The 15038-nt window shown below is 77.3% G+C and carries 12 protein-coding genes; 7 read left to right on the top strand and 5 right to left on the bottom strand.

Features of this window, described 5'->3' with window-relative positions; translation table 11 throughout:
* Positions 1-79: 79 nt before the first annotated feature.
* A complete protein-coding gene (locus SK069_RS12625) occupies positions 80-1105 on the top strand; it encodes a DUF354 domain-containing protein (protein ID WP_319954599.1) in 1026 nt (341 codons plus the stop codon).
* Between the two features lie 88 nt (positions 1106-1193).
* Here SK069_RS12625 and SK069_RS12620 read toward each other — a convergent pair whose 3' ends face one another.
* Positions 1194-2054 carry a YciE/YciF ferroxidase family protein gene (locus SK069_RS12620; RefSeq protein ID WP_319954598.1) on the bottom strand — a complete coding sequence of 287 codons (861 nt, stop codon included), beginning with the start codon at positions 2052-2054 and terminating at the stop codon, positions 1194-1196.
* A gap of 174 nt (positions 2055-2228) precedes the next feature.
* Positions 2229-2990 (bottom strand): DUF6518 family protein, encoded by a 762-nt coding sequence (locus tag SK069_RS12615; protein WP_319954597.1) that lies wholly within the window; start codon positions 2988-2990, stop codon positions 2229-2231.
* 63 nt (positions 2991-3053) lie between these two features.
* Here SK069_RS12615 and SK069_RS12610 point away from each other — a divergent pair, with 63 nt between their 5' ends.
* From SK069_RS12610 to SK069_RS12585, 6 genes are read left to right on the top strand one after another with little or no spacing between them, the layout of a single operon-like run.
* On the top strand, positions 3054-5132 hold the full coding sequence (locus SK069_RS12610; protein ID WP_319954596.1) for a polysaccharide biosynthesis protein: 2079 nt from the start codon (positions 3054-3056) through the stop codon (positions 5130-5132).
* The gene (locus SK069_RS12605) at positions 5129-6421 is read left to right on the top strand and encodes a LytR C-terminal domain-containing protein (protein WP_319954595.1); all 1293 of its coding nucleotides are present in this window, start codon (positions 5129-5131) and stop codon (positions 6419-6421) included. The genes SK069_RS12610 and SK069_RS12605 overlap by 4 nt, the downstream gene beginning before the upstream one ends.
* A 34-nt stretch (positions 6422-6455) precedes the next feature.
* On the top strand, positions 6456-7013 hold the full coding sequence (locus SK069_RS12600) for a histidine phosphatase family protein (protein WP_319954594.1): 558 nt from the start codon (positions 6456-6458) through the stop codon (positions 7011-7013).
* The gene (locus tag SK069_RS12595) at positions 7010-8956 is read left to right on the top strand and encodes a FlgD immunoglobulin-like domain containing protein (protein WP_319954593.1); all 1947 of its coding nucleotides are present in this window, start codon (positions 7010-7012) and stop codon (positions 8954-8956) included. Before SK069_RS12600 ends, SK069_RS12595 begins: the two co-directional genes overlap by 4 nt.
* A complete protein-coding gene (locus SK069_RS12590; protein ID WP_319954592.1) occupies positions 8935-10479 on the top strand; it encodes an O-antigen ligase family protein in 1545 nt (514 codons plus the stop codon). Before SK069_RS12595 ends, SK069_RS12590 begins: the two co-directional genes overlap by 22 nt.
* A complete protein-coding gene (locus SK069_RS12585) occupies positions 10476-12182 on the top strand; it encodes a hypothetical protein (RefSeq protein ID WP_319954591.1) in 1707 nt (568 codons plus the stop codon). Before SK069_RS12590 ends, SK069_RS12585 begins: the two co-directional genes overlap by 4 nt.
* A 39-nt stretch (positions 12183-12221) precedes the next feature.
* Here SK069_RS12585 and SK069_RS12580 read toward each other — a convergent pair whose 3' ends face one another.
* The 3 genes from SK069_RS12580 to SK069_RS12570 all read right to left on the bottom strand — a co-directional run bounded on the left by SK069_RS12580 (position 12222) and on the right by SK069_RS12570 (position 14966).
* Positions 12222-13205: an SDR family NAD(P)-dependent oxidoreductase gene (locus SK069_RS12580; RefSeq protein WP_319954590.1), complete on the bottom strand. Its 984-nt coding sequence runs from the start codon at positions 13203-13205 to the stop codon at positions 12222-12224.
* Between the two features lie 64 nt (positions 13206-13269).
* The gene (locus tag SK069_RS12575; RefSeq protein WP_319954589.1) at positions 13270-14316 is read right to left on the bottom strand and encodes a glycosyltransferase family protein; all 1047 of its coding nucleotides are present in this window, start codon (positions 14314-14316) and stop codon (positions 13270-13272) included.
* Between the two features lie 62 nt (positions 14317-14378).
* Positions 14379-14966 (bottom strand): hypothetical protein, encoded by a 588-nt coding sequence (locus SK069_RS12570; protein WP_319954588.1) that lies wholly within the window; start codon positions 14964-14966, stop codon positions 14379-14381.
* Positions 14967-15038 lie beyond the last annotated feature (72 nt).

Here is a 15038-nt window from a genome sequence, read left to right as displayed (position 1 = left end):
GGCACGACGCGACGGCCGTCGTTCCCGCAGCGACGTCGCCGGCGCCCCGCCCCCGGTCCTGCGAGCATCCCGCGCGGCGATGCGCGTCTGGATCGACCTCACCAACAGCCCCCACGTCCTGGTCCTGCGGCCGGTGATCGAGGAGCTGCGCCGACGCGGGCACCGCGTCGACGTCACCGCGCGCGACTTCGCCCAGACGCTCGGCCTGTGCGACCGCCTCGGCATCCCGCACACGGCGATCGGCCACCACCGCGGCGAGCGGCTGCCGGACAAGGCCCGCGGGCTCGCGTCGCGGACGACGGCGCTCCTGCGCTGGTCGCGGCGGGTCGGGGGCCACCCGGACGGCTCGGCGCCCTTCGACCTCGCGATCGGGCACGGCTCCAACGACGTCACCGTCGCGGCCGCGGCGCTCGGGATCCCCTCGACGACCGCGTTCGACTACGAGTGGGCGACGGTCCAGCACCAGATCAACTGCCGCCTCGCGCAGGCGGTCGTCGTGCCGGCGTCGATCCCGCCGCAGCGGCTCTCGCGCTACGGGGCCGACGGCAAGATCCGCGCCTACGCCGGGCTGAAGGAGGAGTACTACCTCTCCGACCTCGACCCGGACCCGTCGGTGCTCGTCGACCTCGGGCTCGACGCCGCCGAGCCGATCGCGGTCGTGCGCACCCCGCCCGAGGTCTCGCTGTACCACCGCTTCCACAACGACCGGTTCGCGCAGGTCCTCACCCGCCTGCGCGAGCAGGGCCAGGTCGTGGTGCTGCCCCGCACCGCCGACCAGCGCGCCGAGCTGCGCGCGGCCGGCGGCTTCGTCGTCCCCGAGCGACCGATCGACGGGCCGTCGCTCATCGCGCTCGCGGACCTCGTCGTCTCCGCCGGCGGGACGATGAACCGCGAGGCGGTCGCCCTCGGCACCCCGGTCTTCACGACGTTCGACGGCCGGCCCGGCGCCGTGGACGACGCGCTGATCGCCGAGGGCCGGCTGCACCGGCTCGAGGACCCGGAGGCCGTGGAGCTCGTCAAGCGGGACCGCTCCGGCACCGATGCGGGCCGCACCCGTCGCGACCCGGCGGTCTTCACCGACCTGCTGCTGTCGCCGGTCGGCTGATCCGGGCCATTCCGAGCGCCCCGACGTCGGGGCGCTCGCCGCCGTCCGGGCCGCGAGGCCCCGGGTCCCCCTCGGGGCGGCGCCCCTCTCAGGAGGAGGAGCCGGCCAGCTCGCGCTCGGTCACCTGCAGCACGCCGCGGCGGTCCTTGTGCCGGCGCTCGTACGCCTCGATCGTCGCGATCTCGCGGGGCGAGAGCCGGGGGATCCGCTCGGCGAGCTCGGCGACGGTCAGGTCGTCGTAGCCGGCGATCGGCAGGTCGTCCGCGCCGGCGACGGTGCCGCGCACCACGCCCTCGGCCTGCGCGGCCCCGGGGGCGCGGCGCAGCGCGTCCTCGGCCGCCTCGGCGGCGTCGCGGGCACCCTCGGCCACGGCGCTCGCCACCCGGCCGACCGCCTCGCCGGCGCCGGTCGTCGACGGGTCGAACGCGCGGCCGCCGCGCGTGCCGCGCAGCACCGACCGGGTGAGGGTCGGGAGCGTCTCGCGGATCGTGCGCAGCATCCGCTCCTCGTCGGCGCGGATCGACGCGGCCAGGCGCGCGGTGCGCTCGTCGCCGGCCTCCTCGGCCAGGGTCTCCAGCGCGGTGTACGTCGCGATCTCCAGCGCCTCGGTCGCCGCCGCGTCCTTCGCGTTCTTCAGGACCTTCTCCGCCCCGCCGGTGCCGCGCACGAGGTCCAGGGGCGTCTTCGCGAGGGCGAGCGCCTGGCCGGCGATGCTCTCCGCGACGCCGACGGCCAGCTGCACGGGGTTGCGGCCCTGCTCGAGCTCCCGCAGGCGGACGCGCACGCGCTCGGCGTGGTCGCGCGTCTCCTCGAGGTGCGCCTCCAGCGCCGTCCGGTAGCGGCCGCGGGGCGTCATGGCGATCTGGCTCTGCAGCACGCGGACCAGCGCGACCTCGCTGGCGTGCGCCTCGTTCAGGTACTGGACGATCTTCTGCGTCGTGCGGGTCATCGGCGTCTCCCGGGGTCGGGGGCGGATCGCCCGAGCAGGCCGCGGCGTGCCCGGGCTCCCTCGTCGGCTACCCGCTGGGCCGACCGGGAACCGCGCGCCGGGGCCGGAGCGCGCGCTCGGGTGCGAGCCCGGAGCGCGTCGTCGCCCGTCGACCGACCGCCCCGGACGGGCGCGTCAGGCGCCCGCCCAGCCGATCTGGCGCAGCGTCTCGCGCACGAGGGTCGTCGCGATCGGCGCGACGGTGGCCACGACCGCCGCGGCGAGCAGCGCGGCCACGATGAATCGCCAGCCCCGTCCGACGCAGCCGAGGACGACGAGCGCGACGCCCGCGAGGCCCTCGAGCGTCGCCATCGCGCGCAGGCCGACCCCGTCCCAGACCCAGAGCAGCGCGATCGACTCGCCCATGAGCAGCCCGCCGAGCGTGCCGATCGCCGCGCCGTGCAGCCACGCGCGTCCCCGGCGGCCGCCGGCGCGGGTCGCGAACGCCGCGCCCGTCGCGCCCAGGACGCCCCCGATCACCGTCCCGGCCGCGCCCCAGCCGACACCGAGCTTCACCGCCCGCCGGGCCTCGGCGCCGACCGCGTCGTCCCAGAGCACCGACAGCGCGTAGTAGGCGAGCGACCCGCAGCCGATCGCGATCGCCCCGGCGACGACGCCGAGCGCCAGGCCGCCCGCCCGCCGTCGCCAGCCGGCCACGACGCCCGCGACGAACGCCACCACGAGCCACGGCCCGCCGAGGCGCGAGAACTCCCACGCACCGCGGAACGCGCCGTCGTTCGTCGTGCGACCCATGACGCCGAGCCCGAGCGCGAGCAGCCCGGCGACCACGAGCACGAGGAGCACCGGGACGGGCCGCCCGCCGCGGGCCGGCGGATGCTGCGCGCGGCCGCGACGCGCGGCGCCGGGAGGGCTCGGGAGGCGATCGGACGTGGCCACCGCCCTCCATGGTGGCGCAGCCGACCGGTTCCGGGCGAGGGGGGCGTGCGAGAATGCCCGCCGATGCGGCGACGCCCCGCTGCGCTGACGTTCCATCGGCTCTCGCCCCTCCAGGCGCTGGTCGACTTCGTGCTGGCCGCGGGCGCCTACTGGCTCGGCTTCAAGCTGCGGGTCGACGGCGGGGGCGTCTTCGGCTCCTACGCGGCGCTCTTCGACCACACCTGGCCGATCGCCGGCCTCGCGACGGTCCTCGCGGTCTGGGTCCTGGGGGGCTACCACCGGCCGTGGCAGCACACCGACGGGCGCGACGACTTCCGGATCGCCCAAGGCGTGGTGCTCGGCCTGCTGCTCCTCTACGCCGCCAACGCGGCGCTCCATCCCGTGACGCGGAACGCGCCGGAGGTGCTCGACAGCGGCCGCACGGTCTTCCGCGAGGCGACGGTCAACCCGCCGCTCGGGGTGATCGGGATCGCCGGGATCGCCGGGATCCTCCTGCTCGTCGGCGTCCGCGTCCTCACCCGCGCGATGGCCGAGGGCCGGTTCCGGATCACGTTCCGCGCGCGTCGCGACGGGCGCAGCGTCCTGATCGTCGGCGCCGGCGAGGGCGGGCGGCTCGTCCTGCGCGAGATGCTGCGCAACCCGCAGCTCGGGATGTGGCCGGTCGGCTTCGTCGACGACGACGAGCGCAAGCTCCGCACGAAGGTCGACGGCGTCCGGGTGCTCGGGCGGATCGGCGACCTCGGCCGCGTGATCGACGAGGCCGAGCCCGACGAGATCCTCATCGCGATCCCGTCGGCGCCCGGCACGCTGCGCGCCGACGTCCTGCGCGCGTCGCGTCGCCGGGGCGTCCCCGTGCGGACGCTGCCGACGGTCTTCGAGCTGCTGCAGGCCGGCGAGGGCACCGCGGTGCGCCAGGTCCGCGAGGTGCGGGTCGAGGACGTCCTCGGTCGGGAGCCCGTCCGGATGGAGCTCGACCGCGTGGGGGCGTACCTGCGCGACCAGGTCGTGCTCGTCACCGGCGCCGGCGGCTCGATCGGGTCCGAGCTCTGCCGCCAGATCGCGCGCGTCGGCCCGGCGCGGCTCGTGCTGCTCGACCACGCCGAGGACAACCTCTTCCGGATCGAGCGCGAGCTGCTCGACGATCGCCAGGTCCCGCCGGACCGCCTCGCGTCGGTCATCGCCGACGTGAAGGAGGGCGACCGGATCCGCGAGGTGCTCGCCGAGCACCGCCCGCAGGTCGTCTTCCACGCCGCGGCGTACAAGCACGTCGGGCTCATGGAGGAGAACCCGGTCGAGGCGGTCCGCAACAACTCGATCGCCACGCGCCTGCTCACGCGCCTCTGCGGCGAGGCGGAGATCGAGCGGTTCGTCCTCGTCTCGACCGACAAGGCCGTCGAGCCCGAGACGGTGATGGGCGCGAGCAAGGCGCTCGCCGAGCTCGCCGTCGAGGCCGCGGCGCAGCGCTGGCCCGGCACGCGGTTCTCGTGCGTGCGGTTCGGCAACGTCCTGGGCTCGAGCGGCTCGGTCGTCCCGATCTTCCAGCGCCAGATCCGCCTCGGCGGTCCGGTGACCGTCACCGACGAGCGGATGACCCGCTACTTCATGACGATCCCGGAGGCGGTCCAGCTCGTCATCCAGGCCGGCGCGCTGGGCTCCAGCGGCGACATCCTCGTGCTCGACATGGGCGAGCCGGTCTCGATCCTCCAGCTCGCCCGGGACATGATCGAGCTCTCCGGGCTGCGTCCCGACCAGGACATCGCGATCGAGGTCGTCGGCGCGCGGCCGGGCGAGAAGCTGCACGAGGCGCTGTCGAACCGGTTCGAGCGCCTCCACCCGACCGACGCCGAGCGGATCCGCCGGGCCGAGCGGACGTCGTTCCCGCCCGAGGTCGTCGAGGAGATGTTCAACGAGATCGGCCTGCTCGTGCTGGAGGGCGATCGCGCCGGCGTCGCCGCGAAGGTCGCCGAGCTGCAGAACGCCCACGCGCTGCACCCGCGGCCCGCGACGGCGACGAGCGCGGGCGCGCCAGGCGGTCCGGGCACGCCGGTCGGCGGGGCGCCGCGAGCGGCCCCGGGCGACGCCGCCGGGGGCGGTGGAGCCGGGCGCGACCGCGGGGCGAACGCCTACACTGGTCCGCTATGACCCCTGCGGCGATCCAGGTGCTCGCTGCCGGCTTCGCGAGCAAGTTCGACGAGATCGGCCCCTACGTCGGCTTCGCCTCCCTCGTCGCGGTCGCCGCGATGGGGGTCCTGGTCCTCACCCAGGGACGCGAGCTGCAGCGCCTGCGCGAGTGGGCGGGCACCGCCCCGGAGCGGCTCGAGGAGCTCGAGCGCCAGCTCGCGACCGGCGAGCTCGTCGGACGGCAGCAGCCGCCGCTGGCGGCGCGTCCCGCCCAGCCCCAGGTCGCCCGTCCCGGGCAGCAGCCGCAGGTCGCCCGCCCCGCGGGTGCCGGCGCCCCCGGCGCCGTGCCGGCCGCCGCGGCCGCGGCGGCCGGGGTGCAGGCACCGCCACCGCCTCCGGGCACCGCCGCCGGCGCGCCGACGCAGGTCGCGATGGGCGCTTCCGTGACGCCGCCCGCCCCGCCCGCCGGCGGCGCGCCGCCGCGCCCGACGCCGCCCCGTCCGACCCCGCCCGGCACGAATGGCGCCGGCGGACCCGGTGGGCCGCGCAGCACCCCGCTGAGCCAGCCGCGGCCGGCGACGGTCGTCGGGGCCGCGTCGACCGCCCGCGAGCGCGGCGAGACCCCGCGCCGGTCGGTGCTCGGCATGGTCGCCGTCGCCGGCGTCTCGCTCGTCGTCCTCGTCGCGCTGCTCTTCGCCCTCGGCGTGATCGGCGGCGACGGCGAGACGCAGGTCGATCGCACCAACGAGTCCGACGCGAAGGCCCAGCAGGAGCAGCGACAGGTGCCGGCGTACAGCGCCTCCGGCACGAAGGTCGTCGTGCTCAACGGCTCCGGTGCCGAGGGCCTGGGCGGCGGCGTCACGGAACGGCTCGAGAACGCGCGCTTCGACACCGGCACCGCCGCCACCTACACGGAGAACGGCTCGCCCGTCCCGCAGACGACCACGACCGTCGCCTACACCTCCGGCAACCGCGAGGCGGCGCTCGCGATCGCGAAGCGCCTGCAGCTGCGGACCTCGACCGTCCGGGCCATGAACGCGACGATCCGCTCGGCGGCCGAGGGCTCGCCCGACGTCGTCGTCGTGCTCGGCGCGGACTTCGCCCGCAGCCCGCTCGGCACGCGGCTGCGCCCCGAGTCCGACACCTCGGTGCCCAACGGCCAGCAGCTGCCGAACAGCCAGACGAACGACGCCGGCCCGGCCAACGGCGGCGCGAGCTCGACCGGCGGCGCCACCGGCACGAGCGGCACCTCCGGCACCACCGGCGGGGGCACCGGCACCGGCACCGGCACCGGCATCCCCGGCCAGTGATCCGCGGCGCCGGGCGCCTCGCCCCTCCCGACGCATGATCCTGCTCGCCCGCCACGGCCGCACGGCCTACAACGACGAGGGACGCTTCCAGGGGCAGGGCGCCGTCCCGCTCGACGCGCAGGGGCGCGCCCAGGCGGTCGAGCTCGCGAGCGCGATCGTCGCTCGCGGCGACGTCGACCGGATGGTCTCGAGCCCGCTGACCCGGGCGCTGGAGACCGCCGCGATCGTGGCGGCGGCGACCGGCCTGGCGCCCGAGGTCGAGCCACGCCTCGCCGAGACCGACTGCGGGACCTGGACGGACCGCACCTACGCCGAGGTCGAGGCCGAGGACCCGGACGGCTACGCCGCCTTCCGGGCGCTCGAGCTCGACTTCGCGGCCCCGGGCGGCGAGACGCTCGCCGCGCACCTCGCCCGCTCGCGCGAGGCGATCGCGGCGATCCGCGCCGCCGACGAGCTGCGCGCCTCCGACGGCGGCCGGCCTGTGACGCTCGTCGTCTGCCATCGCAACGTCATCCGCCTGCTGCTGCGCCACGAGCGCGGCGAGGAGCGCGATCACGACGGGCTCGCCAACGCGGCGGTCGAGGAGCTGTGAGCGCGCCGGCGCCCGATCCCGACGCCCGCGGCGGTCCCCTCACCGCCGCGACCGTGCTCTTCGCGCTGCTCGTCGTCGGGGCGGTCGGCGCGTTCTTCGTCGCGCAGAAGCTGAAGAACCAGCCGGCGGTGGTCGGCGGCCAGCGGTTCGCGAAGTCGTTCTCCCCCAACGGGGACGGGCGTCGCGAGTCGGTGACGTTCGGCTTCTTCGTCAAGCGCTCGACGTCGATCACCGTCGAGGTCGTCGACGCGGGCGGGCGCACGGTGCGCACCCTCGAGGAGGGCCGGCGCGTCCAGGCCTACCGCCGCCAGCGGCTGCGCTGGGACGGGCGTCAGGACGACGGACGGATCGCGGAGGACGGGCGGTACCGCTTCAAGGTGACGCTCACCGACGAGGGCCGCAGCATCGTCACTCCGGGCTCGTTCGCGGTCGACACGACCCCGCCGCGCCCGCGCGTGCGGCGGCTCGGGGACCAGCGCGGCAGCCGGCCGATGCTGCTGCCGACCGCGAACCGCAAGCCGTTCCGGGCCGACCTCGTCCTGCGTGGGTGGTACCCGCAGGCCCGGATCGTGCGCACGAGCCCGGGACCGGCGCGGATCGTCCGCCGCCTGCCGGTGCGGGTGACGCGGGAGGCCGACGGCGGGACGCTCGTGGGCGGGAGGCCGCGGTCGATCGCCGGCGAGGCGATCTGGGACGGCACGCTGCCCGACGGGCGCCCGGCGCCGCCGGGCACGTACGTCCTGCAGGTCTGCGTCCGCGATCAGGCGGCGAACCTCGGCTGCGGCCCCCGGGCCGGCGACCGCGACGCCGGCCTGCCGCAGGCCGAGCCCGACGGCGGCTACCACGGCCGCGGCGGCATCACCGTCCGGCCGATCGGGGTCCAGCCGCGGCTGGACCCCGTCGACGGCGACCACCGCCTGACGTTCTTCGTCGACGCCCGCGGGCGCCGCTACCAGTGGGTCCTGCGGCGGATCGGCGCCCGACGCGACGCGGTGGTCGCCCGCGGGTCCTCGCGCGAGCCGCTGCTGCGGCCGCGCACCCGCTCGGCGCGCTCCGCCGGCTACGTCCTCGCCGTCTCCGTCGACGGCGAGCGCGGGCTCGAGCGCGTCGAGGTGCCGGCCGTCGCCACCGACAGCCGTGCCCAGCGGGTGCTCGTCGTCCTGCCGGCGATCACCTGGGTCGGGCGCGTCGCGCTCGACGACGACGGCGACGGCCTCGTCGACGTGCTCGGCAACGGCCCGCGGTCGCAGGTCCGACGGGGCCGGGTCATGACGGGGCTGCCGCAGGGCTTCGACGACGTCCGGGCGGTGCTGCGCTGGCTCGCGGCCGAGGGCATCCGCTACGACCTCACGACCGACCTCGCGCTCGCCGCCCAGGGCGGCGACGGGCCCGGCACCGCCGACGGGTCCTCCCCGCGGGAGGGCGGCGGCGGCCCGCGCCTCGACGGGCACCGCGGCGTGCTGCTCGTCGGCGAGCACCGCTGGACGACCACCGGCCTCGCCGACCGCCTGCGGCGCTACGTCCGCGACGGCGGCAGCGTCGGCGTCCTCGATCCCGCGGCCCTGCACCGGACGGTGACGCTCGGCGCGAGCCGCCTGCGGCGCCCCGGCCCGCCGACCGCCGACGACGCGTTCGGGATCGCCAGCGCCGGTGCGGTGCGCCTCGACGGCCCGCTGCAGATCGACGGCGACGAGATCGGCCTCTTCACCGGCACCGACGGGCGCTTCGACGGCTACGCGACCGGCTGGCCCGCGCGCCTGCCCGACGGCGCGACGAAGGTCGCCGGCGCCGTCGACGGGCGCGACCGCCTGATCGTCGCCGGCGTGCGGATCGGGCGCGGGCTCGTCCTGCGCACCGGCCTCCCGGCGTTCGCCTCGCGCCTCGCCGGCGACCGCGACACCTCCGAGCTCCTGGGCAGCGCATGGCGACGACTCTCGCGCTGACCGCCGTCGCGCTCGCCGCGGCCCTCGCCCTGCTCCTCGCCGGCCGCGACGGGTCGCGGCACGCCGCGGCGGCGATGGTCGTCGCCCTCTTCGGCGCGCCGGTGATCCTCGCCGGCGAGGTCTGGGACACGAGCGCCGTGGAGCGGATCCGCGACGGCGCCCACGGCACCGAGGTCCTGCTCGCCGCCGCGCTGGGCGGGATCGCCCTCGTCGCGCTCGGCGCGGCGGTCCTGCGGCGCTGGCCGGTCGCGCTGCCGCTCGCGGTGGCGGCGGTCCTGCCGTTCCGGATCCCGATCGACGTCGGCGACGCCCAGCCGGTGAACCTCCTCGTGCCGCTGTACCTCGTCACGGGCGCGGCCGCGGTGGCGTGGGCCTGGGAGCGGCTCCGGCCCCGGACGGGCCCCGACGGCCGGCCGCACGTGCCGCAGGACCCGCGACCCGGCGCCGCCGACGCGCTGCTCGTGCTGTTCGTCGTGCTCTACGCCGTCCAGAGCGCCTGGTCCGACGACCAGTCCAAGGCGGTGCAGCAGGTCGCCTTCTTCTACGTCCCGTTCGCGCTGCTCTACGTCGTGCTGCGCACCCGCCGCTGGACCGCCGCGCTCGCGGCGCGCTGCCTCGCGGTGAGCGCCGCGGTCGCGCTCGTGCTCGCGGGCGTCGGGTTCTACGAGTACGCCACGCGGACGGTCCTGCTGAACCCGAAGGTCATCGCGTCGAACCAGATCGAGGACGCCTTCCGCGTCAACTCGCTGTTCTTCGACCCGAACATCTACGGCCGCTTCCTCGCGCTCGTGATGCTCGGCCTCGCCGCCTGGATGCTCTGGTCGCGGCGCCCGCGGACCGTCGCGGCCACCGGCGCCGTGATCGCGGTCCTCGCGGGGGCGATCGTCCTGACGCTCTCCCAGACGAGCTTCCTCGCGCTGCTCGTCGGCCTCGCGATCCTCGGCGGGCTGCGGTTCGGCCCGTGGCGCGCGTTCGGGGCGACGCTGCTCGTGCTCGCCGTCGGCCTCGTCGTCGTGCTCGCCGCGCCGAAGGCGGTGAACCTCGACGGCTTCAGCCACGACGACCTCGACGGCGCGACGTCCGGGCGCGTCGCGCTGACCGGCGGCGGGGTCGGGCTCTTCGCCGACCATCCGCTCGTCGGCGTCGGCTCGGGCGGCTTCGCGACCGCCTACCGCGCGGCGGAGCGGGCCGGCGAGCGGAAGGCCGTCGACGCCTCGCACACGATCCCGATCACGATCGCCGCCGAGCAGGGCGTGATCGGGCTCGGCGTCTACGTCCTGCTCGTCGTCCTCGTCCTGCGGCGCCTCCTGCGGCGGGCCGACGAGTCGGTCGCGCGCGCCGCGATCGCGGCGATGGTCGTCGCGCTCCTCGTGCACACGATGGGCTACGCGGCGTTCCTCGAGGACCCCGTCCTGTGGGTCCTGCTCGCCGTCGGCGGCGCGCTGGCCGCGAACGTCGCGCCCCAGGAGCGGCGCCCACGGCGCCGGCGCCGGTCCGCGGAGCGAGCGGCACGGGCGACGTGAGGTCCCGCGACCGCCGCACCTTCCGCCCGCAGCCGGCCACCGTCCCGATGGCCCCGTCGCGCTGGCCGTGGGCCGAGGGCGTCGTCGCGGTCGTCGCGGCGGTCGTCGCGCTCGTGGCGTGGGCGGCGGCGCCGACGTCGGGCAACTACGACACCGTCCTGGCGCTCGTCTGGGCGCGGGAGCTGCTCGACGGCGCGACGCCCGGGTTCGAGGCCTACGCGGCCTCGACGCCGCACCCGCTGTGGAACGCGCTGGCCGTCCCGGTCGTCGCGCTGCTCGGCGACGAGGGCGACCGCGCGATGGTGCTCCTCAGCGCCCTGTCGCTCGCCGCGCTCGCCGCCGCGAACGTCCGGATCGGGCGGCTCGTCGGCGAGTCGCTGACGCCGCGACCCTCGCTGAGCCTGCGGGCCGCCGATCGCCGGTCGCCCGACCCCGACGCCCTCGCGGCCCGCGCCCGCACCGGCGTGGCGACGGGCATCGTCGCCGGCGCGCTGACGGTGACGAGCTTCGCCTTCCTGCTGCTCGCCGCCCGCGGGTACCTCGACGTGCCGTTCCTCGCGCTCGTCGCGTGGGCGGCGGCGCTCGTCCTCGGGGACGCCCGCGCCCCGGGCGGCCCGAGCTACGCCGTCGGCCTGCGCTCGGCCGCCGACGGCGAGGTCGGCCGTCCCGCGCCGCCGAGCTGGTGCCTGCCCGCCGTCCTGCTGCTGCTCGCCGGGCTCCTGCGGCCCGAGGCGTGGCTCCTGGCCGGCGCCTACTGGCTCTGGTGCACGCTGGGCGGCCCGTGGGCGGCGGCCGACGACCCGCTGCCCGGCCGGATCCGGCACCTCGTCCTCGTCCTCGCCGCGCCGCTCACGTGGATGGCGATGGACGCGGCGGTCACCGGGAACCCGCTGCACTCGCTCACGGCGACGAGCCAGCTCGCGGAGGAGCTCGGGCGCGAGCGCGGGATCGCCAAGGCGCCGCGCGAGCTCGTCGTCGCGCTCACCGATCAGGCCCGCCCCCCGGTCGCCGCGGCGGGACTCGCGGGGCTGGCCGTGCTGCTCGCGGCGCCGCGGATCGGGCTCTCGCGGCCGGCGCGTCGGACGCGCGTCGTCGTCCTCGCGCTGCTGCTCGGCGGGGTCGCGACGTTCCTCGCCGCCGGCGTGGCCGGGCTCTCGCTCCTGCCGCGCTACCTCACCGTCCCCGTCGTCGCGCTCACGGTGCTCGCCGCGGTCGCCGCCTGCGGCTGGCTCGCGCTCCCGCCGGCGCACCGCTGGCGCACGCCCTGGCTCGCCGTCGCGCTGGCGGGCGCGGCGCTCGGCGTCGGCGGCTACCTCGTCGTGAAGCGGTCGAGCCTCGACAACCTGCGCGGCGAGCTGCGGTTCCTCGCCGACACCCGGCGGGACGTCCGCGCCCTGATGGACGACCCGCAGGTCCGGGCCGGCCGCCGCTGCGGCCCGGTCAGCCTGCCGACGTACCGCCTGGTGCCGGAGATCCGCCTGCAGCTCGACGCGACGGGCGAGGCGGTGGTGGCCCGCAGCGACCCGCGCGCCGGTCGCCTCGGCGTCGCGCGCGGCGGCGTCGCGATCGTCGTCGCCGAGGGGAAGGCCGCGCGCCGCTACGGCCGCGCCGACGGCGTGCCGCGCACGACCCAGCCGGCCCCACCCGGCTTCCGCGAGGTCGCCCGCCGCGGCCCGTTCCAGGCCTGGGTCCGCTGCCCGTAGGGCGGCCGCGCCGAGACCGGCCCGTCGGCGATCCCGCGGTCAGCCGGTCGTCGCGAAGGCGTCGACCCCGGTGAGCTCCGCCGAGACCGCCCACAGCCGCGCGGCGGCCTCGGGGTCCGTCGCGTGGGGCGCGACGCCGGAGGAGGGCGCGGCGTCGCCGTCGAGGACCATCGGCCGGGCGATGTCGCAGTCCTCGCAGTACACCCCGCCGAGCCCGTCGAGCTGGGGCGAGGTGGCCGCCCAGGTGGTGGTGGCCGCGCCCTGCTCGGGCGTCTTGAAGCGCATGAGCGGCTCGCCCTGCTCGTCGATCCACCCGTAGCCGACCATCTCGTCGCGGGTCAGGTGGCGCTGCAGCGGCGTGAGGATCCCGCCCGGGTGCAGCGAGAACGCGCGCACCCCGTGGTCGCGGCCGAGGAGGTCGAGGTGCAGGGCGAAGAGCGCGTTGGCGGTCTTCGCCTGGCCGTAGGCGGCCCACTTCTCGTAGCCGCGCTCGAAGTGCAGGTCGTCGAAGCGGATCGGCGAGCGCCGGTGCCCGAGCGAGGAGACCGCGACGACGCGCGCCCCGTCGCCGGCGCGCAGCAGCGGCCAGAGGCGGTTCGTCAGCGCGAAGTGGCCGAGGTGGTTCGTCGCGAGCTGGGCCTCCCAGCCCGGGCCGATCCGGGTCTCGGGGCAGGCCATGATCGCGGCGTTGTCGATCAGGAGGTCGATCGGGCGCCCGACGTCGAGGGTCCGCTCGGCGAACGCGGCGACGCTCCCGAGGTCGCCGAGGTCGAGCTGCTCGACGGTCGCGCCGGCGACGTCGGCGAGCGCCTCCTGCGCCTGCGCCGGACGGCGGGCCGGGACGAGGACCTCGGCGCCGGCGCCGGTGAGGGCCCGCACGACCTCGAGGCCGAGGCCGGACGCCCCGCCCGTCACGACCGCGTACCGGCCGGTCAGGTCGATGCCGCGCAGGACGTCGCCGGCCGTGCTCTCGAAGCCGAAGCCCGAGCCGATCGGCTCCTGGGGGGTGCGCGTGGTGGTCATGCCTCGACGGTAGGCCGTGGAGCGCGCTCCAGGTCAAGGGCCGTCGGCCCGACCGGACCTCGGCCTACGCGTCCAGCCCGATCGCGCGCAGGCGCTCGCGCAGCGGCGCGTTCTGCGCGTGGGCGGCCTGCTCGAGCGCCCAGGCGCGCAGCGACGCGTCCGGCGCCTCCCGCGCTCCGGCCTGGCTGCGCAGCGCGGCGACCATCGCGTCGGCGTCGGCGCCGACGAGGATCGCCCGGTCCCAGGTCCGCGCGCCCGCGAGGTCCGGCACGACGGTCCGCCGCCCCAGGCGCGCGGCCTTGAGGATCCGGTACGGCAGGCCCGCGTCGTTGAACGGGTCGACCGCGAACGGGAGGAGCCCGGCGTCGGTCAGGCGCAGGAGCTGCGCGACCGCCTCGTCCGGCAGCCGCCCGACGAAGACGTAGGGGGCGTGCTCGCGGCACCAGCGGAAGTCGGGGTCCTCGCCGACCTCGTCCTCGTGCACCTCGCCGACGAGCAGGAGCTGGAGCTCCGGCATCCGCTCGCCGATCGCGCGCAGCAGCGTCCAGTCCACGCGGCGCCCGAGGTGCCCCACGGTCAGGGCGACCACCCCGGCGGTCGGCTCCGGCGCGGGGAACCGATCGGCGGCCAGCGGGCTGAGGACCGTCGGGCGACCGTCCTCCCGCGCGAGCTCGGCGAGCCGGCCGCTCGAGGCGACGACGAGCGACGCGAGCCGGGAGAGGCGGTCGTGGAGGGTCGCGAGCCGCTCGCGCTGCGCGGGACCGGCGTCGTGGGCCAGCTCGTAGCGGTCCCAGCGCCAGTACCAGACCTCGCTGCCGGCCCGCGCGCGGAACTGGGCGACGACCGGCTCCTGGATCGCGTGGAAGGCGACGACCACGCGCGGGTCGCGTCCGTCGTCGCGCAACCGGCGCAGCAGCGAGGCCGCCTGCCGCTGGGCGATCGGCCCGGCGACGCCCTCCGGCACGCGGAGCGTCGCGCCGTAGCCGGGGCGCGGCGGGTCGAGCGCGACGACGTCGGGGCCGCGCAGGAGGTCCTCGGCCTGCTCGCGCAGGATGAACTGCTCGAGCGGACGGGGCAGCAGCAGCGCGCAGGTCGGGCGCAGATCGCTCACAGCGGGCGAGGCTACGCGATGCCCCGCGCGGGGCATCGGCCGGCGGCTCGTCCGCCCGACGGTCAGCCGGCGCGGCGCGGGTCGCGCTCGCGGAAGGCGCGGCCGCGCGGCGAGAGCCGGTAGCCGACCTCGAGGCTCTCCGTCAGCCCGAGCTCCTTCAGCCGCCGGACGTCGGCCTTGAACGGCAGCCGCTCGCGGCCGAGCTCCGTCGCCAGCTCGGCGGCGAGCGTCGCCGGGCGCCGCGCGATGAGGTCCAGGACCTCGCGCGTCCACGGGCCGCGCCGGCTGCGTGCGTCGATCGCGTCGAGCGCCGCGGCGATCTCGGCGACGGCGTCGTCGTCGAGCTCGGCGGCCTGGCGGAGCGCCACGCGCGGGTCGTCGCCGGTCCAGCGCACCGCGATCCGGTACACGGTGCCCTCCCGCGCGCGGAGCCGGTCCACGAGCTCCGCCCGCGACGCGGCGCCGGCGGCCCGGGCGTCGGCGGCGGTGATCGACGACAGGGCGACCGGCTCCACCGCGTCGATCGCGAGCTCGCCGAGCGCGGTCCGCAGGCGTCCGCCCGTCTTCACCGTCGGCCGGCGCTGGCGGCGGAACTGCAGCGTCACGTCGCCGGCGACGATCCGCTCGAGCAGCGGTCGGGGGATGAGCACGGGCGGATCCTGGCGCCTCGTCGTCGTGCTGTCGAGGGGGCGGGCGGGCGCCCGGCCGGCGGTGCGCGCCGC

It is taken from the genome of Patulibacter brassicae (assembly GCF_033949425.1).
Taxonomy (GTDB): Bacteria; Actinomycetota; Thermoleophilia; order Solirubrobacterales; family Solirubrobacteraceae; genus Patulibacter; species Patulibacter brassicae.
This window is presented reverse-complemented; position numbering and strand designations above follow the sequence as displayed.

Excerpts from the sequence above, each read along its gene's own strand:
- SK069_RS12590 (WP_319954592.1), top strand. The coding sequence starts at position 8,935 with ATGGCGACGACTCTCGCGCTGACCGCCGTCGCGCTCGCCGCGGCCCTC.
- SK069_RS12625 (WP_319954599.1), top strand. The coding sequence starts at position 80 with ATGCGCGTCTGGATCGACCTCACCAACAGCCCCCACGTCCTGGTCCTG.
- SK069_RS12620 (WP_319954598.1), bottom strand. The coding sequence starts at position 2,054 with ATGACCCGCACGACGCAGAAGATCGTCCAGTACCTGAACGAGGCGCAC.
- SK069_RS12610 (WP_319954596.1), top strand. The coding sequence starts at position 3,054 with ATGCGGCGACGCCCCGCTGCGCTGACGTTCCATCGGCTCTCGCCCCTC.
- SK069_RS12605 (WP_319954595.1), top strand. The coding sequence starts at position 5,129 with ATGACCCCTGCGGCGATCCAGGTGCTCGCTGCCGGCTTCGCGAGCAAG.
- SK069_RS12600 (WP_319954594.1), top strand. The coding sequence starts at position 6,456 with ATGATCCTGCTCGCCCGCCACGGCCGCACGGCCTACAACGACGAGGGA.
- SK069_RS12580 (WP_319954590.1), bottom strand. The coding sequence starts at position 13,205 with ATGACCACCACGCGCACCCCCCAGGAGCCGATCGGCTCGGGCTTCGGC.